Source organism: Gemmatimonadaceae bacterium (assembly GCA_035606695.1).
GTDB lineage: Bacteria > Gemmatimonadota > Gemmatimonadetes > Gemmatimonadales > Gemmatimonadaceae > JAQBQB01.
Map to the genome: position 1 here is coordinate 1 of DATNEW010000027.1, position 25,154 is coordinate 25,154.

The window sequence follows — 25,154 nt, forward strand, 5'->3', positions numbered from 1 at the left end:
CTCCGACCGGAGGTGCGCAGCGCCGAAGGGAGGACCAACTGAGCTCACCAAGCGGAACTCCGACCGGAGGTGCGCAGCGCCGAAGGGAGGAGCAACTGAGCTCACCATGCGGAACTCCGACCGGAGGTGCGCAGCGCCGAAGGGAGGAGCAATGATAAAACTGAAAATCGCAGTCTTGATGGGAGGCACCTCGTCGGAACGCGATGTTTCGCTGGCGTCCGGAATCCGAATCACCGAGGCGTTGCGCGAAGCGGGACACGAGGTGACGGCGGTCGATACCGTGGCAGGCGCGCTCAGCCCCGCCGACGAGCGGAAACTGCTCAGTGGCGGCGTCGTGAAGACGGCGCCGCCGGATACCAAGGCACTCGTCCGAATGAACGCGGCGATGCAAGGCACCCTCAAGGCGCTCCCGAATGCCGACGTGCTGTTCTTGGCGCTGCACGGCGGCCAGGGCGAGGACGGCACGCTGCAGGCGCTACTCGACCTCACGGGTGTTCCGTACACGGGCAGCGGACACATGGCGAGCGCCTTGGCGATGGACAAGGATCTCTCCAAGAAGCTGTTCCGCGCCGCGGGTGTGCCGACGGCGGATTGGCTCATGGCGCCCGCCACGGTCGAGGAAGTTCGCTCGGCACTTGGATTTCCAGTCATCGTCAAACCGTCGAAACAGGGGTCGACGGTCGGACTGAACATCGTCAAGACGCCCGATCAGCTGCAGTCGGCGATCGACGAGGCGTTCGAGCACGACGACGAGGTGATGATCGAACAATTCATTCCCGGGCGTGAGCTCACCGTCGGCATACTCGGCGACGAGGCGCTGCCTGTTGGCGAAATCATCCCGAAGCACGAGATTTACGACTACGAGTGCAAGTACACCGCGGGCATGGCGGTCGAGGAATTTCCGGCGAACTTGAGTGAGGCCGAAACGAAGACCATTCAGGCGCTCGCGCTCAAGGCGTTTCGCGCGCTGAAGCTTGGCGGGTGTGCGCGCGTCGATTTTCGAATGTCCCCCGAAGGCACGTTTTACTGCCTGGAAGCGAACACGCTGCCGGGCATGACACAAACCAGTCTCATTCCGCAGGCGGCGGCAGCGGCCGGGATCTCGTTTCCCGAGCTGTGCGACCGCATCGCGAAACTCGCGCTGGGCAAGCGCGGAGGCGATTGATCGATGGCTCAGGCGGCGAGCAGTAGTGGTCCTCCGACGGCGGCGCTCGCGGGCATTCCCGCCGGGTTGCAGTCGCAGGGCGTGTGGGCCGGACGTCGCCAGCTGTTCGTGCGCTTTGCCGCCGAGGCGGAGACGGCGACCATGTACACCGCGGACGCGCTCGCGAACGAGTTGCGGCGAAGCACCGGTCGCTCGGCATTTCATTCGATCTCGATCTCGGGGCGCGACCCGCTGGCGAACGTCGAGTACCTCTGCGCCGCGTTTGCCAAGGCGCCGTCGCCGCTTCCGGTGATGTTGGATTGCGACGGACAGCGGCCGGATGAAATTGCCGAGCTCAAGGGAATCGTCACGCTGGCGCAGGTGACGCTGGATGGCTCGGCCGTGGATGCGGTGAGCGAGCGCGCATTCGAGTCGGTGCGCGTCGCCGCGACCTCCGGCATGCAGCACGCGATCGTATTCTGTGTCGACGAGCGCACGACGGACGCGCACGTTCTGCGGATCGTGGAGCGCGCGCATGCGACGAGTGAGGGGGCCAAAGTGGTGGTGCATCCAGGGGCCGGAACGCCGGTGGATCGCGATCGCCGGTGGACGATGTTGTTCGAGCGGGCGTCGGCGCTGCACGGCGACGTCCGGCTGGCGCTCAGGTTGCCCCCGCCGACGGGGATGCGCTAAGCCCGTCAGGCGCGGCCCACTCCGAGGAACAATCTCGGTGACCGGAACCGCCGTTTCGCAGTCGTTTAGAGAGTAGGCCTCACTTCAGAGCATTTCGCGGGATTCATGTCGTCGCAACCGGCCCCAAGTCCTTCACCATCACCCGCACCGTCCGCGGACGCCTCGTTCGTCACGAGCACCGCCGTACGTGTGCTGATCGCGATCAGCGCGGCCGTGATGTTCTTGCAGTTCGAGGTGTCGAATCACCTCGTCGGTTGGATGGCGTTCGACTCCAACGCGCTGCCGGGCAAGTGGTTCAGTGCGTTCACCTACATGTTCGCCCACGTCAACGTGTGGCATCTCGCCGCGAACATGTACGGTCTGTTCGTGTTTGGTCCGCGCGTGGAGCGCGAGTTCGGCGCCCGGAAGTTCGCCTGGTTCTACGTGCTGTGCGGACTCGGCGGCGTCGTGTTTCAGATGTTGCTGATTCGGAGCGGCACGCTGATCGGTGCGTCCGCCGCCGTGTTCGGTGTGATGACCGCGTATGCCATGCAGTGGCCGGATGACGAGGTCTATCTCTTCTTCGTGATGCCGTTGCGCGTTCGCACGCTCGTGATCGGCCTGCTCGTGTTCAACCTGGTGTTCGGCATCGCGAGCACTGGTGACGGCGGCGGAGCGAACATCGCGTACTTCGCGCACCTGGGTGGCGTGATGGCGGCCTACGTGTACATGCGCGTGGCGCTCTCGTCGGGCATCGATCAGGTGCGGCAGCGTGTGGCGAACCTGCCCGACGCCGACGAACCGCCGCGCGCGATCCCGCGCAACCTTCCGCGCCGCGAGCGCGGCGACGAGGTCGACGACATCGTCGCGAAGAGCAAAGCGATCGCGGCCAAGCGTGCGGTATCGCTGACGCCGCCGCGCCGGCGCTCCGGGGAGCAGAAAGCTGACGAGCTCAATCGTGTGCTCGACAAGATCTCGGAGCAGGGGATTGAGAGTCTCACGAGCGACGAGCGCAAAGTGCTCGAAGAGATGAGCCGGCGTCTTCAGAAAGACGACAACGTCTAGCACAACGAACGCGTCTGACAAAACCTGACCAGGTCTGAGCGGCTTATCAGATTTGGTCCGACGTTGTCAGACGTGTGTCGCGCCCGAAGGGCGCTAAAGAAAGAGCCCCCCTAGGCTTTGCTAGGGGGGCAAGGACCGCCGCGCCGTTCTCGCGGCGGCGATGACCGGCGCATAGCACCGGCCCATTCTGAATATGAATTGCGGTACTTCCATTCGCCAGAGACAGAATGGGCGATGAGTCTGCTTCGGCGCTCATCGCATTGCATCGACGCACCGAACGCGTGCATTCTTTGCCGATGCCAAAGCCAGAACTTCTCGAAACGTTTTCTAATCCATACGCGGGCCGCGACTACGAGATCGCCATGGAATGCCCGGAGTTCACGTCGCTCTGCCCGCTCGGCGGGATCGAATCCGACGCGGACGAGTTGCGCGCGCTGAAGGGCGGGGCGCCTGATTTCGGAACGATCTACATCACATACGTGCCGGGCGACATGTGCTTGGAGCTCAAGAGTCTCAAGCTCTATCTCTGGAGTTTCCGCGACGACGGCATTTTCTACGAGCGTGCGGTAAATCGCATTCTCGAGGATCTCTCTCAAGCCTGCAATCCACGCTGGATGGAGGTGGTTGGTGATTTCAACATTCGCGGTGGGATCAAGTCCGTCATTCGCGCGCGCGTGGGGGCGAAGAATGCCTAAGCGCACTCACGGCACGCACAGCACGCGCGGCACTCACATCGCGGTCGCGCTGCTGCTGCTCGGCGCGATGCCGGTGTTCGCGCAATCAAAATCCACGCGGCCGCCGGGATTGAAGGACATCAAACAAGCCGATCTTCGCCGAGACATGTTTGCGATGGCCGGCGATGCGATGCGCGGTCGCGAAGCCGGCACGCTCGACGAAATGCGCGCAACGGGTTGGGTGGCCGAGCGTGCGCGCGAAGCGGGACTGTTGCCGGCGGGCGATGACAACACGTACTTCCAGTGGTGGCCGATGCGACGGTCGCGGCTGAGCGAGAACAGCCAGCTGTCGGTTGGCGGGCGCACGCTCAAGGTGTGGAAGGACGCGGTCGTGCTCAACGCGCAGAATGCGCGCGTGGATCTGCCGATCGTGTTCGTGAGCGACACTAGTGGACTCGCATCGGCCGACGTGAAGGGCAAGGCGGTCGCGATGGTGGTAAACGCACCGGCGAACGTGCAGCCGCTCGATCAATTCACGATTCGCGGCAACTTTCAGGCGACGATCAGCCAGGCCGTTCGCGCACGCGCCGGCGCGATCGCGGCGGCGGGCGGTGCGGCGGCGATCATCATCTCCGATGACTCGCCGATCATGAATCAAGCGCTCGATGCGACAGCCGCCGTCTCGTCGCGCGGAACGTACGGCATCGACTCGGCCGGTGCGCCCACGGGCGCATTCGCCCGCGCGGCGCAGAATGCGCAGGGTCGCGGAGGCAACGGCGCCGGGCGCGGCGGGCGCGGCAACGCGTTCAACACGCTGCCGACGTTCTGGCTGCGGCACGACATGCTCGACGCGGTACGTGCGTCGAACGCGCGTCTCGACGCGCTGACGTTCAACGAGACGTTCTACTATCCGTCGGGCAACGTGATTGGTTTGGTGAAGGGCACCGATCCGAAGCTCGCGAATGAATATGTCATTTTCAGCGGGCATCAGGACCACGACGGCGTTCGCTATCCGGTGAACGGCGATTCAATCTGGAACGGCGCCGACGACAACGCGTCGGTGAGCGTTGCGTTACTGGCGGCGGCGCGCGCGTTCGTGAAGCATCCCGCCAAGCGTCCGGTGCTGTTCATCTGGCATGGCGCGGAAGAGCGCGGCTTGCTCGGCTCGCGCTGGTATGTCGGACATCCGACGGTGCCACAGTCGCAGATCGTCGCGGTGTTGAACGGCGACATGATCGGCCGCAACAATCCGGACAGCGCGGCCATCCTGGGCGTCCAACCCCCCCACAAGAACTCGAACGCGCTGGTCGACGCGGCGCTTCGCGCGAACGATGAGATCACGCATTTCAAGCTCGATACGATTTGGGATCGGCCGACGCATCCGGAAGGATGGTACTATCGCAGCGATCACCTGCCGTACGCGCGCGCGAACATTCCCGCGGTGATGTTTTCGACGTTGCTGCACCCGGATTATCACACGCCGCGCGACGAGCCGCAGCGGATCGACATCGCGAAGCTGGCGAAGATGACGCAGTGGATGTACGCGACGGGGTGGATTATCGCGAATGCCGCGCAGCGGCCGGATGTGATTCCGGGGTTCAAGTTGGAGCGGTAGCGGTGGGCGGTGGGCGATGGGCGCTGGGCGTGAGAACAGCAAAGGGCGACGGGATGATCTCCGTCGCCCTTTGCTGTTTCGCCCAGCGCCCAGCGCCCATCGCGCTAGAACGTGTACTTCAACTGCAGCTGCATGGCGTAGTTCGACGCCGGGTTGCGCGTGTTGAACTGCGTGAACGGCGTGAAGTTGAACACCGGCATTGCACCACTGGCGAGCTTGAGCGGCTGGCCGGCCGTCGGCTGCACCCACGTGCGGCGGGTGAGGAGCGTCGGGCTGTTGCTGCTTCCCTGATCCTGCGCGCCCCAGTTCTTGTTGAGCAGGTTGAGGAAGTTGAAGATGTCGAGCTGGAGCAGGAAGTTCTGCCCGCGGATGGTCGGGAGCGACTGGCGCACCGACACGTTCATGACCTTGGTCCACGGCGTGCGGCAGGAGTTGCGCTGCATGATCGTGCCGCGCGCCGAGTTGAGGCACGAGTGCGACGAGATGAACGCATCGAGCGAGTCCGCCTGATTCGCCGGCGTCAGGTTGCCGTTCTGCGAGAAGCGGATCTGGGTCGTGTCGTGCGCGTTCGTCGGCACGTATACCAGATCGTTCGCGCCGCCGTTGTCGCCGTTCATGTCGCTGCCGTAGACGTACTCGAACGGCACGCCGGACTCGGCGAAGAACGTGGTGGAGATGTCCGTCTTCGTCGGCAGCGTGTACGTGCCCGCGACGACGAAGCGGTGCGGCGCATCCCACTTCGACAGGCCGAGTTGCTGCGAGTCCTGCGGGCCCGAGTAGGAGCGGCCGAACTGCCAGTTCGAGAGCGCGACCGACGACGTCAGATCCCACACGTCGTAGGCGTGGCCGTACGTGTAGGCGAACGAGCCCTCGAAGTTCTCGGCGAAGCGCTTCTCGAGCTTGCCGGTGTAGCTGTACTGATAGTCGTGCGTGGTCGTGTTGCGAATGTCGATCACGTCGCCGAGCGTGACGGTCTGGCCGGCGGCGTTGGTCGAGGTGCGGCGCGTCGGCGCGACGGTGCTGGTGGCCGACGTGATGTCGCCGTAGAGCGTGCGGCCGTTGCGGTCGGTGCCGACAGGCGTCGCCGAGATACCAAGATTCTGATAATAGAACTGGTACAACGAGCGCGTGTACATCGCCTCGACCGTACCAATGACGTTCCACGGCAGCCGGCGATCGTAGCCGACGGTGCTGCGCCACACTTCGGGGAAGTGCAGGTTCGGATCGACCGTATTGAGCGTCACCGCCGGTGCGGCCGTCGAGTTCTTGCAGTTCGTCGCGATCGGCGAGCCGGCCGCCTGCATGGCGGGAGCGGCGGCGAAGCCCGAGCACGTCAGGTTGCCGTAGCCGTTCACGCCCGAGTTGCCGTACAGGTTGCTGAGCCACACGTAGCCCGGCTGCGCCATGAACACGCCCGAACCGCCGCGCAGCTGATTGACCTGATCACCCGTCACGTCCCAGTTGAAGCCGACGCGCGGCTGCCACTGCATGACGTTCTTCGGCACTTGCGTCGTATTGCGGCCGAAGTTGGCGTTGGACACGACCGCGTTGGCGTTCGGCGTGTTGAGGAAGCCCGGCATGTCGAGGCGAAGGCCGAACGTGAAGTTCAACGCGTTGCTGGCCTGCCACTCGTCCGAGACGTACCCACCGAGCGTGCGCGCGCGGAACCGCGCGGCGCCATCGGCGTTGTCGAGCTTGATGCCAAGCGTCGACGTGTTCGGCGTGTCCTTGATGAGTGAGTCGAGCGTGCCGAACGTGTAGTTGCCGAAGGAATTCTGCGCGAACAGGTTGCGCACGCGATAGAACTCGTTCTTCGTGCCGATCGTGAACCGGTGATTGTGCCACGGAATGGTGTAGTTGTCCGTGAGCTCGAAGATGTCCTGGTCGAGCTGGTTGCCCTGCGACGAGTTCTCGGTGCCGGCCGCGAGCTGGCCCGTGCCACCGTTCGGGTTCTGCACGCGCTGAATGACGACGAACGGCGCATTGATCGGGATGATGCGCTGATCGCGAATGCCCGTGAAGCCCATGAGCAACTCGTTCGAGTTGCCGTTCGCGAAGTTCGAGTACAACTGCGCGAAGCCGCTGTTCGTCTTCGACTGGAAGTTGTAGCCGTTGTTCGAGAGACTGACGCGCGTCGCGCTGCGGCTGAAGATGTCCTGCTGCGCGTTGACGTAGTTCCAGCGCGCCATCAGGCGGCTGTTCATCGGCAGGTTGATGAGGTCGAAGCGCGCGAACATGTTGGTCAGCGGATTGTCGTCGTTGACCTTCTGCGCCGTGCCGGGATCGCTGAAGTTGTACTTCGTCTTGAGGATGTTGACGAAGCTGTCCACTGCGGCTTGCGTCGCCGGTGCGGGCTGGGGTGAGCCGGCGCCGATGTACGGGCCGCTGGCCGGCGCCGTCTGCTGCTGGAACTCCGGCGCGATCGAGAACAAGAGCTTGTCCTTGATGATCGGGCCGCCGATCCAGAAGCCTTCCTGCTTCTGCGAGAACGGCGAGGCGCGGAGATAGTCGACGTTGCGCTCAAACTTTTCGTTGCGGAACGCATACGTACCCGAGCCGTGGAATTCATTCGAGCCGCTCTTCGTGACGGCGTTGAGCAGGAAGCCCGAGAAGTACCCCTGACGCACGTCATACGGCGACAGCAGCACCTGGTATTCCTTCACCGCCTCGAGCGAGATCTGCTTTGCGCCGGCTTGCGCGCCCGGCTGATTGGTCGAGCCGAGGCCGAACAGGTCGCTCGCGATCGCGCCGTCGATCTGGATGGCGTTGAAGCGATTGTTCTGGCCGCCGCCCGAGTTCCCCGGGCCCTTCGTCGAGATCTGCGGTGTGAGGACGACGAAGTCGGTGAAGTTGCGGTTCAGGGTTGGCAGTCGCGCGATGGCCGAATCGGTCACCGTCGTCGAGACGCCCTTGTGCGACGGTGAGATCACCGCGCTGGTGGTCGTCGACACGACTTGCACGCCCTGGAGCTGTGCCGCCTGCTGCGACATGGCGAAGTCGACGCGCAGGTTCTGGCCGAGTGAAAGATTGCTGATGACGCTGTCGCGCGGCGCGAAACCGATACGACGAACGCTGATGACGTATGGGCCACCGACTTCCAGCGACGAGACGTAGTAGCGGCCGTCGCCGCGGGTAATGGCGCCGGCACGCGCACCGGTGGAGCGGTTGGTGACTTGCACCTGTGCGCCTTCGAGCGCCTGGCCCTGCGGATTCGATACAGTGCCGCTGATGGCGGCTGTCGTGACACCTTGCGCGGCGAGCCGGGTGGCTCCGCCGAAGAGCGCCGTCATCAGCACGGCGCCACGCAGCGTCAAGCGTGGGAGATTCATACGGTGGGGGATTCCTCGTGGAGTGTGATGCCGGACCTCGACATCGTCCAATCGCCCGCGCCGCCTCGGAGGTGAAGCGTGCGGGTAGTCCAGATAATCTGTCGGTGGGTTTCGCCGCGACCGCCGTGTGGTAACGAACGTGTCACCGTCGAAACGGGTGCGGGACCGAACACGAAATTGCAGGTCGGATGAGCGACCACAATGTACGCTCTATGAGCGGAGTTTGCGAGCCAAATGTGGCGCGCCGCGCCTATGAAACGCACGCAATCGTCGTGAGCGTCACATTGCATCGAAATGCGACGGGCGTTGCGCGACGGGGCGAAGGCGACGGAGTCGAGTGCGATTCGGCGTGTGCAGCGCCGTTCGCTCGCGCGGGCACACGGCACGTCGATTGACTTCGCCCGAGTAACTCGAATAAATTGAAAGACTTGACGTTGTTTTGGGGCTAGGTAGCTCAGTTGGTAGAGCAGCGGACTGAAAATCCGCGTGTCGGCGGTTCGATTCCGTCCCTAGCCACTTTTGGTAAGTTGTTGGTAGCGCATAACTCGACGAGCGACGACGGCCACCCGAGAGGGTGGCCGTTCGTGTAGAAAAACCCCAAAAAAACCCCAATTCGTTCGACGGCTCCATGGACGACGCCAACCCGAACAGAGCGATGACCAACTTTCAGCGGATCGGCGCGATCTCGAACACCCACGTGGGCGTCGACTTCGAGGCGTTGGCCGTGCTCTCTTTGGAAGCGGCTGGCATCAAGGTTCATCCTCGATTTGCTGTCCCAGTCGGCATCGGGCAACGGAAGAAGGGGCACACGTTCGACTTCGGGAGCGACGATCCGCCGGTGTTGGTGGAATGCAAGTGTCATCGATGGACAGCGGGCGGCAACGCCCCGAGTGCTAAGCTCACGGTCTGGAACGAGGCGATGTATTACTTCTCTCTCGCGCCGGTCAAATACAGGCGAATCTTCTTCGTGCTCCGCGACTACTCCACTCGACGCCGGCAGACTCTCGCTGAGCACTATCTCACCCGCTACTCGCACCTCGTACCAGACGGCGTGGAAATATGGGAGTTCGACGAAATCGAGAAGTCGTGTCGAATCCTCACGGCCGCCAAATAGCTGGGAGCGTTAAGGAATGCTGATCGGCTGGTGAGCCACGAGCGACAAGCGTACGGGGGACTCGGGCTCCGTGAATTCAGGCGGCTCGATATCGTCATAGCCGACGAACAGCGCGATGTTCGCTCCCAACTCTCTCCGAGCACTAGCATAGCGAAGGCCTTGCACGGGCCCTCGCCTCGTACGGAACCGGTAGCGAAGATACTCGGTCACCACTTGCGTGGGGACGTACTCGATGTGTTCCCGGTCATCTCGCTCGATCGGTCGACTGATCTCTCTTGCGAACGCGTGGACGAAGTGGAGCGCGGCTCGCTCGTCCGGCATCGTGTCCGGAGTAAAGATCGTCGGAGATGCAGGAAGTCGGACGAAATCGACAACGCGGACATCCGTTTCGAGGCGGAGCGTCGCAAGAGTTCCCTGAAGACGTCCCGTCTTCGGGTCAATGCTTTCGGCAATAGCCGTCTCAGGGCTCGTAGCCGCATAGAGCATCGAAATACCCGCCGGGCTCATGCGGTTGGGCCGGATCGCACGGTCGGCTGGTGGCGGACCAAGCTCCGACAATGTGCTCGGTGAAATTGCCGCGTCGTGGGGCCGAACTCTGTACAGCATCCTCCCTGCGCGCAGGCGCTTGATCAGCCTCGTACCACGAATCAATCGTCCCAACCGGTCGAGCATATCTTCGGGGCGAATCGACTCGTTGTCGGTGGGCCACTGGGCCTTCGGGCGCGGCGGAAAGAAGAGGTACCGCGTCCGATGCTTGATAGCTTCGGCAAACTCTTCCCAGCCGTACGTGAGCACATCATAGGGGTGAAGGCTGAAGAAATTCTTCTGGACCCACCCTTTATCGGATACGTGGGCGACGATGTAGTCGAACGCTGCCTCATTCGTTTCGTCCACATCCAGCTCTTCTTCGAGAACTTCACGCGTGGATTTGAATCCGAAGACGTACTCGCCTCCTTCCACTGGCACCATCTCCGACGCGTCCTCATACTCCTGATCCAAGCAGGATTCAACTTCGGCGACAACCGCGTCGGCGTCGGCAGCGATTGCTTGTGATGAAGAACGCCCGCAGAAACTACAGGTCATCGCATCCGCGGTCGCGCGGATGAAGGCCTTCAGTGCGCTGTCGGCCACGCACTCGTCGCACATGGCAGCTGAGTCAAACTCGACCACGAACTGTTTTCACTCCTTGCTCCACCGTGTTGGAGGTAACCATGCAGCTCGATCTAACCCCAGGCGACCTGGAAACCCTGCTCACCTCGCTCGCATACTCCAAGCAACGCGTACGGGACTCGGCTGACTCGACGCGCGAATTGCGAAACGAAACTCTTGGTCGCCTCGATGCAGTCGAGGCCAAGCTCAGAGCGGCCAAGAAACAAGTCGGTTGAGGTCCGACCTCTGCGCGGGTTGACAACGCATCCTGACTGACCATGTTTCAGGTAGTGAGTTGGACCACATGGGTTCGACTGCACTGACCGAAGGAACTTGTGGGAGCGGCGAAGGCGGTTCAAGGCGTGTGTTGGGGTGCATCACCTCGACAAGCAGCACGCTCGGGACTAACGAAGCCGAGTAGACGCCGAGGAACGACTCGACGTTCGCTTTTTCTCTCAATCGTCGCTGCGATCCTCGCAGCGGCTCGGCCAGCGCATCGGACCCCTGCGGATCTATCCGTCGGGGCTTTTTTGTGTCTGCGGACTCAGAAGGCCACTCACCTCATCGCTCGCCGGCCGACGGACGCGCGCATTCTCAGCTTTCTCGCCCGGCGAGAGAGCACATCGAGGAACCAGGTCAAATGAGACACGCAGTTCGCAGTAACCAGGATCGGCCTACAGGACGGCCGTCCATCCTTGCCACCGCTGCCACGAGCGGGGCCCCGAGGAAACTCGAGCTTCGGATTTCTGATCCGATTTCGCTGCTCAACGAGATCGCACGGCGCTACGAGTCGCCCGAGCGGATTCTCATGGAGTACGTGGACAACGCGCTCGATGACGTCGAAGCGATGTACCGCGCCAACGCCGACGCGTACCCGTACGCCGTAGTGATCGAGATTCTCATCGACTCAAACGCACGGTCTGTCACGATCCGCGACAACTGCCGCGGCATGCTGCCCGAAACGTTGGAACGCATTGTTGTTAACGTCGGCGAGTCTCGAAAGCGCGGCCTCACATGGGTCAACGGCCGATTTGGCTTCGGCGTTCACGCGTTCCGCGCCGCGGCGCAACGAATCCGCTTTCGCACTCGCCATCAGAGTAGCGCGTACTGCGAGCTGGAGCTTGATCGGAACGAGCCGACCGGCACCATCACGCCGACGACGTCGGGGAGCTTCCCCACAAACACCGGTACTGGCACCGAAGTGATGGTCGGCCCGTTCGACCCGGAGTGGCAGGATGTTCTCACGGTGGCCGCGGTAAAGGCCGAGATCGAGCGCCACTTCGAGCATCTGCTTGCGAGGCCAAACTTGTCCATTTTCGTTCGCGACTCGAATGGCATCACGGAGCGCTGCATGCCCTTCGACTATGCGAGCGTTGGCGGATACGCCATCACACGTACTCTGTGTGCGGAAGTAGGCGGACGCATCTATCCAGTCGATGTCAACCTTCGCGTCGCCAATGTCTCGATCCCTGGGCGCCAAGCGCGCTTTTTCGCTCGGGGCCGGCGCATCAACGAGGTTGCGGAGATCAAGAGCTTCCTACGAAAGTCGACCCGCCGCAGCGCGGTGTGGGCGCATCCGCAACTTCTCGGCTTCATCGAAGTCGGAGAACTCGCCCGGCCGGTCATCACTCGCGACGACTTCGACCGTTCCGCCGGACGCACTGCCCTCTACGACCTTCTGCTAACGATCGAGGCTGAGCTAGCCGAAGCGCTCGACGAGGTGAACGCCGCACAGCGCGACAACAGCCTCACGCGGCTTGAGGACGTCATGCGTGACGTCCTCAACGACCTCGCTCGCGAGGACAGGCTGCGCCTTCGTACGCAGCTTGTGCCGGGAACGGAAACTGGCACTCCGGTTCCCGCTGACACTGGCCCGGTGCCGGACACAACTTACCCGACGGCCGATCCGCCAACGTCAGTCGTGTCGGAGCCGGCAACGGTCGAGCCGGCGGAGGTCGAACCTGTCGCTGAACCCACGGTCGACGAGGAGCATCCTGACAGTCCAGACGAGGACGCCGCCGAGCCGGAGACCCCAGAGAGCGCGACGCCGCCCGCGGCGATCAACGATGACCCTATGGATACGCAGGGTGCGCGACAGCGCAAAACCGGCTTCGATGTGAGTTTCGGTGATTTCCCGGCCGATGCCGAAGGTCGCATCGTTCGCTCCCGCCTAATCGAGGGCACGATCTATGTGAACACGTCGCACCCGGATTTCCGCGAACGAATGGCGCTTACCCGCCAAGGCCGGCCGCGCTTCACCGATCGCTTGGCCGCCTACCTCGCGGCCACGGTTGCGATCCACTACAAGGACCAGTTCTACGCCCGGTACGGGCGACAGCCAGATCGTCGCGATCAGCTGTTCGATGAGATGGTAGCGTTCTCCTGCCGCTTGGAATCGGCGCTACGGCCCCACTTTCCGCTGCTCCAGCGGGAGCTGGGCGGGAGCCTCGACGAAAGCGATGTGGAATTGATCGCGACGGTCGGTGCACCCGGCGTGGCCGCGCAGGCCTCTTGACGAGGAGATCGATGATGAAGAAGAGCAACACTGAGACTGCTGGCCGCCGTACGCGGCCAGCAGTCACGCTCGAAGCCGATCTAGGTACGCTGATCGAACGCCTCGGTCCATTGAACAACAGTTGGCGCTCAGCCTCGGCTTCCGAGAAGGTGCTTCTCTTGTGGGACATTGGTGACGCGCTCGAAGCGGCTGCACCTGGCGGTAACGACACCCTGCTGTGGGAGGTTCAGCGCCGCAGCTATATCACTCGCTCACTGCTTCGCTACGCACTCATCGTTCGTCGTGGCTGGGCGAAACGTGACGATCTTGAGCGGCTAACGCGCGGCCTCTGGAGCTACACGGTCTTCCGCGAGGCGCTTCCCTTTCTGAAGGGCGATCGCGAAGGCATCGACACGGCTACGTTCGACCGCGTAGGCGCCGCGCTGCGGCAGCAGGATTCAGGCGCGGCGATCAAATACCTGAAGGGTCTTAAGCGGGAGCATATCGGCCGTACCCAGGCGCGCGGGTTGAGCGCAGAGCGGGCACGGCCACTCGCAACGAAGTTTCGCCTGGCCGTCGGCCGGCTTGCCGACATCGCGCGTGGCTCCACGACGGAGGTCACTAGCGATACAGCCGCTCTCGCGGCGGCGCAGTGGGCTGGCGGGGTGGCTCTGACGGCGGCTTCGGCGGAGGCGCTTTCTCCAGAGCCCGCGCCACCAACTGCAACCGTCTCCACGCCGGAGGTTCGTGAAATAGTGGAGATCCTCCGGGAAGTCGCCACCGAGTCGCGCAGCGGGCAAACCGCCTTCCGCAAATTGGCAGGCGCTCAGTTCCTGATGGAAACATCCGAGTTGTTGAATGCCATCCGGACACCCGGCTCCCTCGCAGCGTGGCGGGATCGCCACGCAGGTGAATCCCTGCGCGCGCCGCACGTCCCCTCCCTTCGCTCCAACTAGCGACCGATGACCAAGAACCGATCAGGCACGAGCAAGGTCGCAGAGCGCGATCCACTGGACAACCGACCGAACGCGCGCAAGCTCCTGGACTCGCTACGGTACCTCGGCTACGACAACTACTACGCGATCAGCGACATCGTGGATAACGCGTTGGACGCCGAGGCACGAAACGTCTGGATCAATGTTCATCGCGAGACCGACACCGATATCATGATTGATATCGCTGATGACGGTATCGGGATGAACGAGGCTGTTCTTGATCAAGCATCACGCCTTGGCAGCGAGGTCCAGCGCAATGCCTCGACTGACTTGGGCCGGTTTGGCATGGGGCTGGTAACGGCGTCACTGAGTCTGGGCAGGCGTTTGACCATCGTGACTCGCGCGAAAAAAGGACCCATCTTAGCGAACATCACAGACGTTGACACGATGACGAAGAGGAACGCCTTCGTCCGCGACTTCTTCGGAGAGGCCAGCCAGCCGCTGTTAAACTTGTATCATGAGTACCTGGGCAATGCCCAAAGCGGTACGGTAATTCGAATCAGCAAGAGCGACGGCTTCAAGCGCCGGTACGTGGGGGCATTCGAAGGCACCTTGAGCAAACAGCTCGGCCAAACGTATCGAATGTTCATCCGCGCCGGCAAACACTTCTATGTCAACGGCACCGAAGTTCCAATCCACGATCCGTTGTGGATAGAGGATAAGCCATCAGCAAGGGTGTACAGCGATGAAGAATTCGCCATCAAGTACATGGATGAAAGGACCGGAGAAATCGTTACGGACATGGTCCGGGCCCGCCTGGTAATCCTACCGGACCACGGTAGCCGTAAGGAGAATGGCAAGAAGGGCTACAGGGCCGAGAAGTCGGGCTTCTACGTGATGCGCAACAACCGGGAGATTGCTGAGGCTCAACTTCTTGGCCTTGCAAATCTCAGCCGACATCCTGACCTAATTCGGTTCAGGGGCGAGCTATTCATCAGTGGGAAGCTCGACGACGCCTTCGGTATCGAATTCACAAAGCGAGATGTCAAGCCGACTCAAAGCGTCAAAGACCAGTTGGATGCCGAACTGGGATCCACCATTCGCTCCCTACGAACACAGATTCAGCAAAAGGAAGCGAAGCAAGAAGGGGAGGGCGTAAACCACGAGACGTCTGAACAGTTTATCAACCGTCAGTCGAGCTTACTGATTCGACCGCCGGCAAAAGAACAACCCGGCGGCGACTCGGCGCCAGGAGAATCTGGGAGTTCGACGCCGCTTGGAACAGTGAAGTTCGGTATTCGCAACTTCGGACGGGAGGGGCCTGTCTACGCCGCCGAGCAGCGCGGCAGAACAACATTTATTGATTGGAACGTCGATCATCCGTTCTATGAACGAGTGGTTCTCACGGCGCGAAACGATCGAGAGAAGCTCAACTCAGTGGACGCATTAATTTTTTGCATTGCTGCAGCGGAGCTCCGCGTTTTCGACGACGACCATCGCGACTTCGTCGATAGCTGGAAGGCGATCCTGTCCTCGAACCTTCGTATTCTCTTGTCGTAAAGGCGGGCGATTCCCTACTTCGACGCCGGTTCGGTGAGACTGACCCTGCGGAGGTGGTGCACCTCGCCGGCGAAGGCTTCCACGGCACGATCGATATCGTCCAAGGTCGTGAACCGCCCGAGGCCAAGGCGAAAGGCGTTCCTCGCTCTCCAGCCATCACCGAACATCGCGAGTAAAACCGGTGACGTCTTGACGTCGTGTGCGGCGCAGGCACTAGATGCCGAGAAGCTCACCTGATCGCGCATCGTCCGCATTAGTGCATGCGGCTCAACATCGCGGATGGAAATCGACAGATTGTTCGGCAGACGCTCCGTCGGATGGCCGTTAAGAGCAAGATCTGGAGCCGCTGCCTGAAGACCAGCAAACAACCTGTCGCGCAGAGGCTGGAGCCGTGCTGTGTCGTCTGACCGAACCAAACGCACGCGAGCGAATGCAGCGCCGAGCCCGACGATGAGGGGGACATTGAGCGTACCTGGACGCAAACCGCGCTCTTGTCCGCCGCCGAAAAGCAGGGCGGCCAGTCGAATTCTCGGACGGCGACTCCGGATGTAAAGCGCGCCGATTCCCTTAGGACCGTACGCCTTGTGCGCGGATAGGCTTGCCAGTCCTAGCCGAAGTCGATTCACATCGATCGGAGCGTAAGCAGCAGCTTGCGCGAGATCGCTATGAAAAAGGACTCCTCGCGACTCGCAGGCCGCGCCGATCGCTTCAAGCGGCTGGACCGTTCCCACCTCGTTGTTCGCCGCCATTACGGACACGAGCAACGTGTCTTCCTCAATCGCTGCTGCGACCTCTTCAGCTTTGACCTGCCCCGTTTCATCTACACCGACATACGTGACTCGATGCCCCTCGCGCTCCAAAATCCGAAACGGCTCTGTGATGGAGGGATGTTCAATCGCGCAGCTTACGAAGTGTCGCGGACGGTCAGCTGCTCGAGCAATACCGAGGATGGCCAGATTATTCGCCTCTGTGCAGCTCCCGGTGAAGATGATCTCTTCCGGGCGAGCTCCGATCAGTTCAGCAATCTGCTGACGCGATCGTTCGACGGCAGTAGCGGCGTCATTGCCGTAGACGTGACTAACGCTGGATGGATTGCCGTACCTCGTCGTGAAGAACGGCAGCATCGCCTCCAACACTTCCGGATCAATCGGTGTCGTGGCGTTGTGATCCAGGTATACCGGCGCGCTCGTCATGTTCAGCCTACTCGTGCCAGACGAGCAATCTCAAGCGGGTTGCGGCCTTTCACGGATAGCGTGCCAACGCCACGGTGGATGTGACCTCGGAATCGATCAACTAATTCTTCGTTCGTCAGCGGCTCGTCCGAGGTTGGCTCCTCAACGAACCGAAGGAGTGCGGTGAACAGCACTTCATATTCACCGGTAAGGGTGTACGCATTGAATTCTGAGCCGTCTTCATCCGGGGCGCCCTGAGTGCCGATGGGCCCTTCTTCCATGGAAAGCATCGCAGCGGCCCGGCAAAGAAGGTTCGGCGTCAGACCGGTGTGTTGCTTCAGGTAGCGAAGCTTGCTGGTAGCCTCGCTGGATATCCGGAGTTTACTAAACTGCATCGACCACCTCGCGCGGTGCGTTCGTGCCACGTGATCCGGCGGAGTCCCAGAAGTAGCCTGTTGCCACACGTGTGTGACCGGCCACGGGATCATATTCCAGATGATATGAGTGAGACACACTCGCACTCAGTGACGCCAACAGGGGAGCATCAACTTCGGTATCGGTTGACAGCATGATCACTTGATGGCTCACCGATGGGAAGTAGCGCTGCACCAGGTTGGATCGGTGATCGGAATCGAGCCTAGCAAGCGGTGTATCGATAATCATTGGCAGCGCCCTTCCACTCGTCCGCGCCAAAGCCCAAAGAATCGCGATGGCGTAGACTTGCTTTTCGCCCGCTGACAGATCGGCCTTTGGAATGGCGCGCCCGGCCTTGTCTATCAGCGTGACGCCGAACGATTCCTCGTCGATCCGGATGTCAGCGACGACGTCGCCTTTTCGCGCTAGACGGTTGAAGCACTGAACAAACTCGCCCCGAAGCTGGCCGAGCTTGTGAGTTAGTAGTCGATGTTCGTACTCAGCCAGCACGCGCGATGCTCTGATCGCCAGACTAGCACGTTGTTCAGCGGCCGACAGCTCGGTCTGTTCGCGTAGGAGTCGCTCGCGTTCGCGCTCCAAGGTGGCCTGCTGGGCTCGGAGTTTCTTTAGATCTTCTTCGCGCCGCCGCAACGTCGCCTCGGTCGCGCCAACGCGTTGCTCAGCGTGACGCAAGTCGTCGAGCAGAACGCTGCTTTCCCCGCCATCCGCTCGCAGGAGCAAGGCGCGAAAATCCCGCTCACGTGCGTAGAGAGCCTCCAGTTCATTTGCTAGGAACTCAAGCCGTGGACGAATCGTGGTATCGGCCTCGTCAAGCCAAGCAACCAATGCGGCGCCGTCGCCAACGGATTCAAAGGCACGGCCTGCCAGCGCCGCAGTCTCGGCACCCAGGGCCGCCCACGTCTTGAGGAACGACGTTAGATCCTTCCAGTGCGCCGCTGCCCAGTCAGCAGAGCGCTCCTCGCGACCCGTCTTCCGCCACTCCTTTAGCGCGGCCGTCAGTGCCGAGACCATCTGCTTTCTATGGGAGGCCTCAGCGAAAGCCGCTGACTCCTGCAGCGCCTGGCGGAACGCCCGTGCGAGACGCGGTGCAACGGCAAACGGAAGGAGTCCCCCGGCAAGCTCTCGCAGGTCCGCCTCACGCCGGCCAATAACGCGCTTTACCTCATCGGCCTCGCTTGCAAGCTGAGTGCGTCTTACGGCTAGTTCTCCACCCTCGGCAACGAACCGACGACGGGCATGCTCGGCCACCCGCGCTTGAGAGTCTCGATCCGCCGAAATCTGTCCCAGGTCCTCCGTCGCCTCTGCAATCTGATCTTCCAGTAAGGCAAGATCACGCACGATGCCTTCAAGACGCGTGGCGATTGCTTGGTGCTGTCCCTGTTCACGCCGAGCTAGAAAGAGTCCAAGGTCCGTGCGAAGGCGGGAGATCAGCTCAACGCCAAGGAGGCCGCGGACAGCCAACGCTAGATGCTCTTCGTCGTGATCGCCGTCAGCGATTTCCTGAATCTTCTCGCCGTCGAAGAAAAACAGTTGCGAGACGCCAGGAGGAATCAGATCGTGCAGAAACAGATGCCATTCGTCGCGCGGAACGTCTTCGACGATGACACCGTCCTTCTCCAGAAGAAGAGATTCGGAGACGCTGCGGCCGCGCGCCGTCCAGCTCCGCCGAACTCTGTAGTTGCGAAGAACACCGTCTTCGGCGTAGCTGAACTCAAGACCGACGGCGGCGCCGTGGGGTGTCATCTGTTGAGCCACCGGCCGATGAATCCGACTCCGGAGATACTCATCATATTGCGCCTGGCCGACGCGAGAGCCCAACGCACGCCGCCCATATAGCGCCAGACGCACAGCCTCTAGAAGCGTCGTCTTGCCGACGCCATTCTTCCCACCGATCAGAACGATGGGATGCGTTACGCCTCGACGTACACGCGGAGCAAGGTCGAGTTCTAGCCTGCCATGATAAAGCCCGAAGTTCTCCAAAAGAATGCTTCGAAGGATCACTGGCCATCCTCCGGACTCGATGCCGTCAGCAAATCCAAGTGAGCACGGCGCTCCGCGACCACCTCATGCTCATCTCGCCATTCCTGCTTCAGTACATCCTCAATGCGAGAATGAACGGCATGTCGGCGCTTGAGTCCGTGAGCGGCTCGTTCCACATCGATAAGCCGAACAATCAGCTCTGTCGGGACGGAATGCTCGTCGCAGATGCTCTTAAGGAGCTGCCCATCCTGGCTCGTAAAGGTGACGTGGTCTTCCATCACCCACGCGAGGTCGCGTCCTAAAACCTCGCGCACGATGGCTGGAACGGAATCTTCCCAGTCCCCACGCTCGCTCCTCCATATCCGTCGTATCTCGTGCAGCTCCGCTTCGTGGATCAAAGTTGGAGCTTCCTCTAGCGGCGCTTCCTTCGCGACTCGGACTTGCGTTTCCAAGAGGCGCCGTAGGAAATCCTTGCACACCGCGAGGGTATATGGACCCGGAACTGGTTTCGCGGTGTCGCCGATGAAAGCGACGTGGCCGCTCTTGCGACGAAAATCCCGGTATAGGCGCTTCTTGTCGGGATCCTGCGTTGCGGAAAGGAGATCTCGAAACTCCAGCAGCGGCTCAAGCCAATCCTCGCCTGAGTCGACCATTGCCTCCATTGCCGAATCTTTCTCCACGACGGTGCACACCCAACACCCGAAGCGCGAGTTGCCGCAGGTCGGCGTCGTCGTGTCTACAACCAAAGGGCACTCGCCCGCTTGAGCGCTCTTGTACATGGCGACGAGATCGCGGTTGTCGTTGCCCCACGGCGACGGCACCTGCAGCAAGTACGTCCAAACGTCATCCACCGAAAACGCCTCAATTGGCGGATAGACGAATGCGTTCAGCAAGCTCGAATGACGAGCGAGCCGTGAGCCCTTGATGCGGTGCAGAGACATAACCTGCGCTCGCGTTGCGCTTTCCGCAGAGCGAACACCTAGGACCATCACAACCTCTCCGAACTCTGCAACGCGAGCCCGGATGAACTCGTTTGCGGGTTCGATCTTCAGACGCTCTGTGCACCAGCGAAAACGCTTGGACGGCGCCGGGTATCCCTTTCCAATGAGGTTTACCCAAAAACTGCGGTCGACGGGGGGCGTTACCTTGTGTGCGCGAAACGGAAGGCTCTGCTGCTGTGCGGCAATGTTGATGCGTTCAAGTGTCGTATCGATGTAATGGACGATTACCGGCGTCTCTACAAGCGTATCGGAGCTGATGACGTAAACAGGCTTCTGACGGGCCTCGACGGGTAACTCGGATAGTGCGTACCATATGAGCTGGAGGGCACAGGTAGAGTCCTTGCCGCCGCTGTAGCCGATTACCCACGGCCTTGCGTCCGCTTGGTAGATCGCTCGGATCTCCTCATGAAGTGACGCGATCGGCCGAGTATCAAAAACGGACTTCGGCTTGCCGCGCTGAGTCACCGGCGCAGGAACATCGATGGTTGGCAGGTTACGCATTGACCATCACCTCTGATGCGTCGCAAGTGTGCATGCGCTCCAAGCGCTCCCCTTCCGTAGTGAGTGGTAGCCCGAAATGTTGAAGAATGATGTTGCTGACGAGGATAACGTTGGTGCGGGCCTTGTTGACTCGTCCACCGATAAGGGCACGACCCTCCCACAGATCGACGTTGCTTCGCGACCAGTCGAGTTGACGCAGCGCTTCCAACCGAGTGTCCCAGGCTTCGGGGTAGAGGGCGACGAGTTGAGCGCCCGCTATAGCTATCGCCTGTAATGCAATCCCGTGCGCGTGCACGTAGTCGCGTCGCAGATCCGCGGCGGCGATGCGGCGCTGGGCAACGCTTTGCCAGTCGGGCATGGCCTTCGCCACTGCGTTCCAGAAACGCACGGAGTGTTCTTCGTCCGCTTGTGTGAGATCCGCGCCCTTCGGCTTACCGATGAACTCCGCCGTGGCTTGGTAGATAGCGCTCAATGTGAACAGCTTGAGCGACCGATTCGAAATCGTTGTTTTTTCGCGCTCGGTGAAGTCTCGGAAAAGCGGCACGGCACTCACCACGCGGCGGACTAGCCGAGACATCGGATCACGGTGATCGTACAGCACGCCGATGGATTTCGTTGGTTTGACGGCATGGATGTTCAGGTCGGCGAACATCTGCTGCGATCTAAGGAGGCCGCGATCCGCGAAAACAACGACAGAGATCGTTTCGTCACCGAGATAAGGGCGATCGCGCAATGCCTCCTCGATCGCGGCCCGACGGTGCTGACCATCGTTGATGAGGATGGTCGCCGTCATGGCGATACGTAGACGGCCGACCGACCTCAACGGGCCATCGCCTGCGAGCGGCTCGAAGTCCAGGTCACCGTCAACTGAGGCGCAGAGCGACGAGAGGATGTATTCCTTGGGGTTGTCCGCGATGTAACGCGCGATCGCGGGAACACGCGCGCGGTTGAGCAGTCTCTGCGCTCGAAGGTCGGCGGGAAGTGTCTCGTCGTCGAACCGAAAAAGCCGCGGTATCAGCTTTAGGGGACACATGGCGACGTAGTAGGCCGTTCCGGCCTGCACGCCACGGATAGCCGTGAACTCGTAGGTGTAGGGCTCCATCTCAACATCTCGACGACTGGGGAATTGGGAGGCAGATACGGGAGGAAGTTTCGCCCAGGGTCACCGGAAGTTTTGCGCGGCTTCGGTGGAAGTGTATTGCAAAGCCGCGGTCCCGGCAACGCCGGTCGCGTTGCGCTTGAATCATGATGGTCGGCTACGGACGCCCTGATGTGCCGCGCGGCGGTTGCCGCTTTGATCGCCGACCGGTGGCGTGACGGAGCCACGCGGGCCGTTTCGCATCCGGGTACGTCTGTAGGAGGAACTCAACCATTGCTCGCGCCGCGTCGTAGGGATTGGCATTCAGGTAGCCAGCAACACGAGGCTTCTCGCGGCTGAACACCAACACGAGCACGCTCTGACGTCTCGTGATGCCGCTTGCCTCCACGAGGTCGATCACTCGGCGTGCGTCATCCGCGAACTTCTTAGCCATGGTTGATTCGAGGGTTTTCGGGTGGAGGAATCCAGGTCAGGTGTATCTGTTACATCGACTCATCGGGCGCGTCCCTGGCGGGCGTAACCGATGGGCAACCACTCCGACTGGCGGTACATCGTGACTCGGTCAGCATGGTCGAGGGCAATGACCAGCACGTACCCGAGCGGGGCGAGCGCCATGGTGGCGATCGATGCCTGATCCTCAACGGGTCCGGTCAACTCCTCTGCGCCATCGAGCACGTGGAGACGGAGCGGCGTCTCCCTTCGTGCTCGCGACTTTGACTTATTGATCGATGGCCTCGGCATCAGCCCACGACGAGGTTCGTGACCGTGCAGGACGACTGGGTCGCCTGGCTACGGATGAAGCCCATGTTGAATTGGTTGACACGCTTCGTGCCCTTGGGTTCGACGATTTCGTAGATCGTCTTCACGTTGCTGTCGATCTTGGTTCCACTCGGGCCGAAGTGGTCGCAGGTGATTTCGAGATCCTTGACGCGCCAGGGTGACGGGTTGGTGATGACGAAATCCACGATCATCGCCGTCTCGAATCCGCCCTTTCGCCACGTGAAATCCAGCTTGATTTGTGAGAGCGCCTGATTTCGAGGCGAGTCGGTGCGTTCTTCGCGCGATAGGGCGGGCGGTGACGCGACCTCGGACGCGGAACGCTCCGTGGACTCAGGAAGACGTTCCATGTTGAAAGCCGTGTAGATGGAGAAGGCCAGGACGCCGATCAACACGATACCAAGTCGCGTCGTGCGCCTGGTCGGACCTCCCTTGCCGCAGTGTGGGCATGTCTTCGCGTCGGTGCTCACCTCTCGCCCGCATTCTCTGCACGGTTTAAGTGCCATCGTCAGTTCTCCTCGGTTTTGGGACGGCATGGGTCGCCGGCGCCATCCTGGTTGCCTATCTTCGAGGGCCCGGCGGAATGCCGGCCATCGTCGTCCTGCGTGCGTTTTCACATCCGACCGCCCTACCATGACCTCGCGGTCTCACGCCCGGCCGGAGCCCGCTCGGAGTGCCCGAGCGCCGCTTACCGGAACGCTCTGATCCGCTCCGCCGCCCAATCGGGCGGTCAACTTCCGGACGAACGGCTGGTGTACTGGTAATCACCGCTGGTGGCGCGTGAAAACTCGCCTCCAGCTTCGATTACGTGAATGCCTCGCCCTCCATGAGCGGCGAACCGGGCACCGGCTCACCTATCGGGACTTGGCCAAGAAGGCCGGGCTTGGCTACGACACCGTGAAGGCAATCGGCAGTCGGCCCGGATACAACGCATCGCTGCGAGCGATCGAGAAGCTCTGCGACGCGCTCGGCGTCGAACCGTTCGAGCTGATCGGCGTGAAGCGTCGGTAGCTCGACTGAAGGCTGGGACGCCGCGCTGTGCGGTCTATGCATTCGCCGTCACCACAGCTCGCGAGGGAGACAGCAAATCACTGAGCCGTTGGCTCGCGCGCTCCTGCATCCCTGGCACCACGTGCGAGTAGATATCCAACGTAAGCGTGATGCTCGCGTGACCAAGCCGCTCCTGAACGACCTTCGGGTGCTCACCACTGGCCATGAGCAGCGTAGCGTGCGTGTGCCGAAGGTCGTATAGCCGAAGGTCCCGAAGACCGGCAGCCTTGAGGATCGGTTTGAAGTGCCTGCCGGTGATGTTGTGTAGGTCCGCGAAGCCGCCCTCTTCGTTGGCGAAGATCAGTCCGCGATCGCGATACGCTCCGCCGAGTCGAAGACGCCACTCGACTTGGGTTCGACGATGGCGTTGTAGCGCGTCCATGGCTTCTGGCGCGAGCGGGATAACCCGCCGTCCACGCGGCGTCTTGGTATCCTCCAGAAACGCCTCTTGGCCCGGCACCCGAACGAGCGAGCGCCGCACACGCAGAACACTGCCATCAAGGTCGGACCACAGTAAGCCGAGTGCTTCGCTCGGCCGCAGGCCCGAGTAAACCATGAGGATGAAGAACGCTTCCCACTTGTCGCCCAACACCGCGTCGCAAAACCGCCGCGCCTCGTCAGGGCCGAAGACCACGCGCTCGGTGTGCTTCTTCCGAGGCAGTTCGGCATCCCGTGCGACGTTGCGCGGCACCTTGCCGAGCTTCACCGCTTTGGTCAGACATGCGCGGATGGCCCCATGCGCCATCGCGACTGTTCGCGGTCCCAGCCCCGCCGCGACAAGATCGTTCACATAGTGCTGAACGTCGGCCGCGGTGAGCTCGGAGAGTTTCCTAGCCCTGAGTTCCGGGGTCAAGTAACGCCTAAAGATTCCCTCGTAGTCGGCGCGTGTTCTCGGGGCCATGCGGTTGCACCATGTGGTCAGCCACTCGTCCACCCATGCGCCCAGCGCCTGCCGGCTCAACACCACAGCGTCGTTCTGCTCGCGTCGCCGGACGGCAGCATTCAGGTAACGCTCCGCATCCGCCTTCGAACCGTAGATGATCTTGCTCAGACGGCGCCGCTGCTTTCCCTCGGCGCCGAAGGAGAGGCGAACACGCCAGCGGCCTGGACCCCAGGGTTCGACACTTCCCCGTCTGCGACTACTTCTGCCTGCCATGATAACGCTCCTTGAACCAGACCCTCGAACGATTAGGGCAGTCGCGGGAAAAGTAAAGGAACTCTCATTCAAAAACTCTCAAAACTGGGGTTTTTCTGGGGTTCCATTAGAGGGGGCGAACGGACGAGTAATCCGGGAGTCGCAAGCGTCGCGTTCGACGAGCATGAGAAGACCCCCGCCGTGGTAAAGCCTCGTTAAGTTGTTTCCTCCACACAGCTTCCAGTGCGGGCCC

Annotated in this window: 20 protein-coding genes and 1 tRNA gene; 12 read left to right on the forward strand and 9 right to left on the reverse strand. The window is 61.7% G+C overall.

What is annotated here, in order from left to right; translation table 11 throughout:
• Positions 1–151 precede the first annotated feature (151 nt).
• The 5 genes from VN706_13315 (at position 152) to VN706_13335 (ending at position 5,170) form a co-directional block, all read left to right on the forward strand.
• On the forward strand, positions 152–1,165 hold the full coding sequence (locus tag VN706_13315) for a D-alanine--D-alanine ligase (GenBank protein ID HXT16611.1): 1,014 nt from the start codon (positions 152–154) through the stop codon (positions 1,163–1,165).
• 3 nt (positions 1,166–1,168) lie between these two features.
• The gene (locus VN706_13320; protein HXT16612.1) at positions 1,169–1,837 is read left to right on the forward strand and encodes a hypothetical protein; all 669 of its coding nucleotides are present in this window, start codon (positions 1,169–1,171) and stop codon (positions 1,835–1,837) included.
• A gap of 105 nt (positions 1,838–1,942) precedes the next feature.
• Positions 1,943–2,881, forward strand: coding sequence for a rhomboid family intramembrane serine protease (locus VN706_13325; GenBank protein HXT16613.1), 939 nt, complete (start codon positions 1,943–1,945; stop codon positions 2,879–2,881).
• 296 nt (positions 2,882–3,177) lie between these two features.
• Positions 3,178–3,576: a preQ(1) synthase gene (gene queF / locus VN706_13330; protein HXT16614.1), complete on the forward strand. Its 399-nt coding sequence runs from the start codon at positions 3,178–3,180 to the stop codon at positions 3,574–3,576.
• Complete coding sequence (locus tag VN706_13335; protein HXT16615.1) at positions 3,569–5,170, forward strand: M28 family peptidase; 1,602 nt, start codon at positions 3,569–3,571, stop codon at positions 5,168–5,170. Before queF ends, VN706_13335 begins: the two co-directional genes overlap by 8 nt.
• A 104-nt stretch (positions 5,171–5,274) precedes the next feature.
• Here VN706_13335 and VN706_13340 read toward each other — a convergent pair whose 3' ends face one another.
• On the reverse strand, positions 5,275–8,499 hold the full coding sequence (locus VN706_13340; protein ID HXT16616.1) for a carboxypeptidase regulatory-like domain-containing protein: 3,225 nt from the start codon (positions 8,497–8,499) through the stop codon (positions 5,275–5,277).
• Between the two features lie 443 nt (positions 8,500–8,942).
• Between VN706_13340 and VN706_13345 the strand changes: the two genes are divergently transcribed.
• Positions 8,943–9,015 (forward strand) — tRNA-Phe (locus VN706_13345).
• A 112-nt stretch (positions 9,016–9,127) separates the two neighbouring features.
• Complete coding sequence (locus VN706_13350; GenBank protein ID HXT16617.1) at positions 9,128–9,613, forward strand: hypothetical protein; 486 nt, start codon at positions 9,128–9,130, stop codon at positions 9,611–9,613.
• 9 nt (positions 9,614–9,622) lie between these two features.
• Here the strand turns inward: VN706_13350 and VN706_13355 are convergent, their stop codons facing one another.
• The gene (locus tag VN706_13355; protein ID HXT16618.1) at positions 9,623–10,744 is read right to left on the reverse strand and encodes a HEPN-associated N-terminal domain-containing protein; all 1,122 of its coding nucleotides are present in this window, start codon (positions 10,742–10,744) and stop codon (positions 9,623–9,625) included.
• A gap of 80 nt (positions 10,745–10,824) precedes the next feature.
• Between VN706_13355 and VN706_13360 the strand changes: the two genes are divergently transcribed.
• From VN706_13360 to VN706_13375, 4 genes are all read left to right on the forward strand, one after another.
• Positions 10,825–10,998 (forward strand): hypothetical protein, encoded by a 174-nt coding sequence (locus VN706_13360; GenBank protein HXT16619.1) that lies wholly within the window; start codon positions 10,825–10,827, stop codon positions 10,996–10,998.
• 404 nt (positions 10,999–11,402) lie between these two features.
• Entirely contained in the window at positions 11,403–13,277 is a 1,875-nt protein-coding gene (locus VN706_13365; GenBank protein HXT16620.1) for an ATP-binding protein, read from the forward strand.
• 11 nt (positions 13,278–13,288) lie between these two features.
• Positions 13,289–14,212, forward strand: coding sequence for a hypothetical protein (locus VN706_13370; protein ID HXT16621.1), 924 nt, complete (start codon positions 13,289–13,291; stop codon positions 14,210–14,212).
• Between the two features lie 6 nt (positions 14,213–14,218).
• Positions 14,219–15,751, forward strand: coding sequence for an ATP-binding protein (locus VN706_13375; protein HXT16622.1), 1,533 nt, complete (start codon positions 14,219–14,221; stop codon positions 15,749–15,751).
• Between the two features lie 14 nt (positions 15,752–15,765).
• On the opposite strand, the gene VN706_13380 is transcribed toward VN706_13375, so the two are convergent.
• The 6 genes from VN706_13380 to VN706_13405 form a co-directional block, all read right to left on the reverse strand.
• Positions 15,766–16,944, reverse strand: coding sequence for a cysteine desulfurase family protein (locus VN706_13380; protein ID HXT16623.1), 1,179 nt, complete (start codon positions 16,942–16,944; stop codon positions 15,766–15,768).
• Between the two features lie 2 nt (positions 16,945–16,946).
• A complete protein-coding gene (gene dndE / locus VN706_13385; protein HXT16624.1) occupies positions 16,947–17,318 on the reverse strand; it encodes a DNA sulfur modification protein DndE in 372 nt (123 codons plus the stop codon).
• Positions 17,308–19,359, reverse strand: a complete 2,052-nt coding sequence (gene dndD / locus VN706_13390; protein ID HXT16625.1) for a DNA sulfur modification protein DndD — start codon at positions 19,357–19,359, stop codon at positions 17,308–17,310. Before dndD ends, dndE begins: the two co-directional genes overlap by 11 nt.
• Positions 19,356–20,840 (reverse strand): DNA phosphorothioation system sulfurtransferase DndC, encoded by a 1,485-nt coding sequence (gene dndC, locus VN706_13395; GenBank protein ID HXT16626.1) that lies wholly within the window; start codon positions 20,838–20,840, stop codon positions 19,356–19,358. The genes dndD and dndC overlap by 4 nt, the downstream gene beginning before the upstream one ends.
• Complete coding sequence (gene dndB / locus VN706_13400) at positions 20,833–21,942, reverse strand: DNA sulfur modification protein DndB (protein ID HXT16627.1); 1,110 nt, start codon at positions 21,940–21,942, stop codon at positions 20,833–20,835. Before dndB ends, dndC begins: the two co-directional genes overlap by 8 nt.
• Before the next feature lie 737 nt (positions 21,943–22,679).
• Complete coding sequence (locus tag VN706_13405) at positions 22,680–23,066, reverse strand: hypothetical protein (protein HXT16628.1); 387 nt, start codon at positions 23,064–23,066, stop codon at positions 22,680–22,682.
• A gap of 430 nt (positions 23,067–23,496) precedes the next feature.
• Here VN706_13405 and VN706_13410 point away from each other — a divergent pair, with 430 nt between their 5' ends.
• Positions 23,497–23,727: a helix-turn-helix transcriptional regulator gene (locus VN706_13410; protein ID HXT16629.1), complete on the forward strand. Its 231-nt coding sequence runs from the start codon at positions 23,497–23,499 to the stop codon at positions 23,725–23,727.
• 34 nt (positions 23,728–23,761) lie between these two features.
• On the opposite strand, the gene VN706_13415 is transcribed toward VN706_13410, so the two are convergent.
• Positions 23,762–24,922: a site-specific integrase gene (locus VN706_13415; GenBank protein HXT16630.1), complete on the reverse strand. Its 1,161-nt coding sequence runs from the start codon at positions 24,920–24,922 to the stop codon at positions 23,762–23,764.
• Between the last annotated feature and the right edge of the window lie 232 nt (positions 24,923–25,154).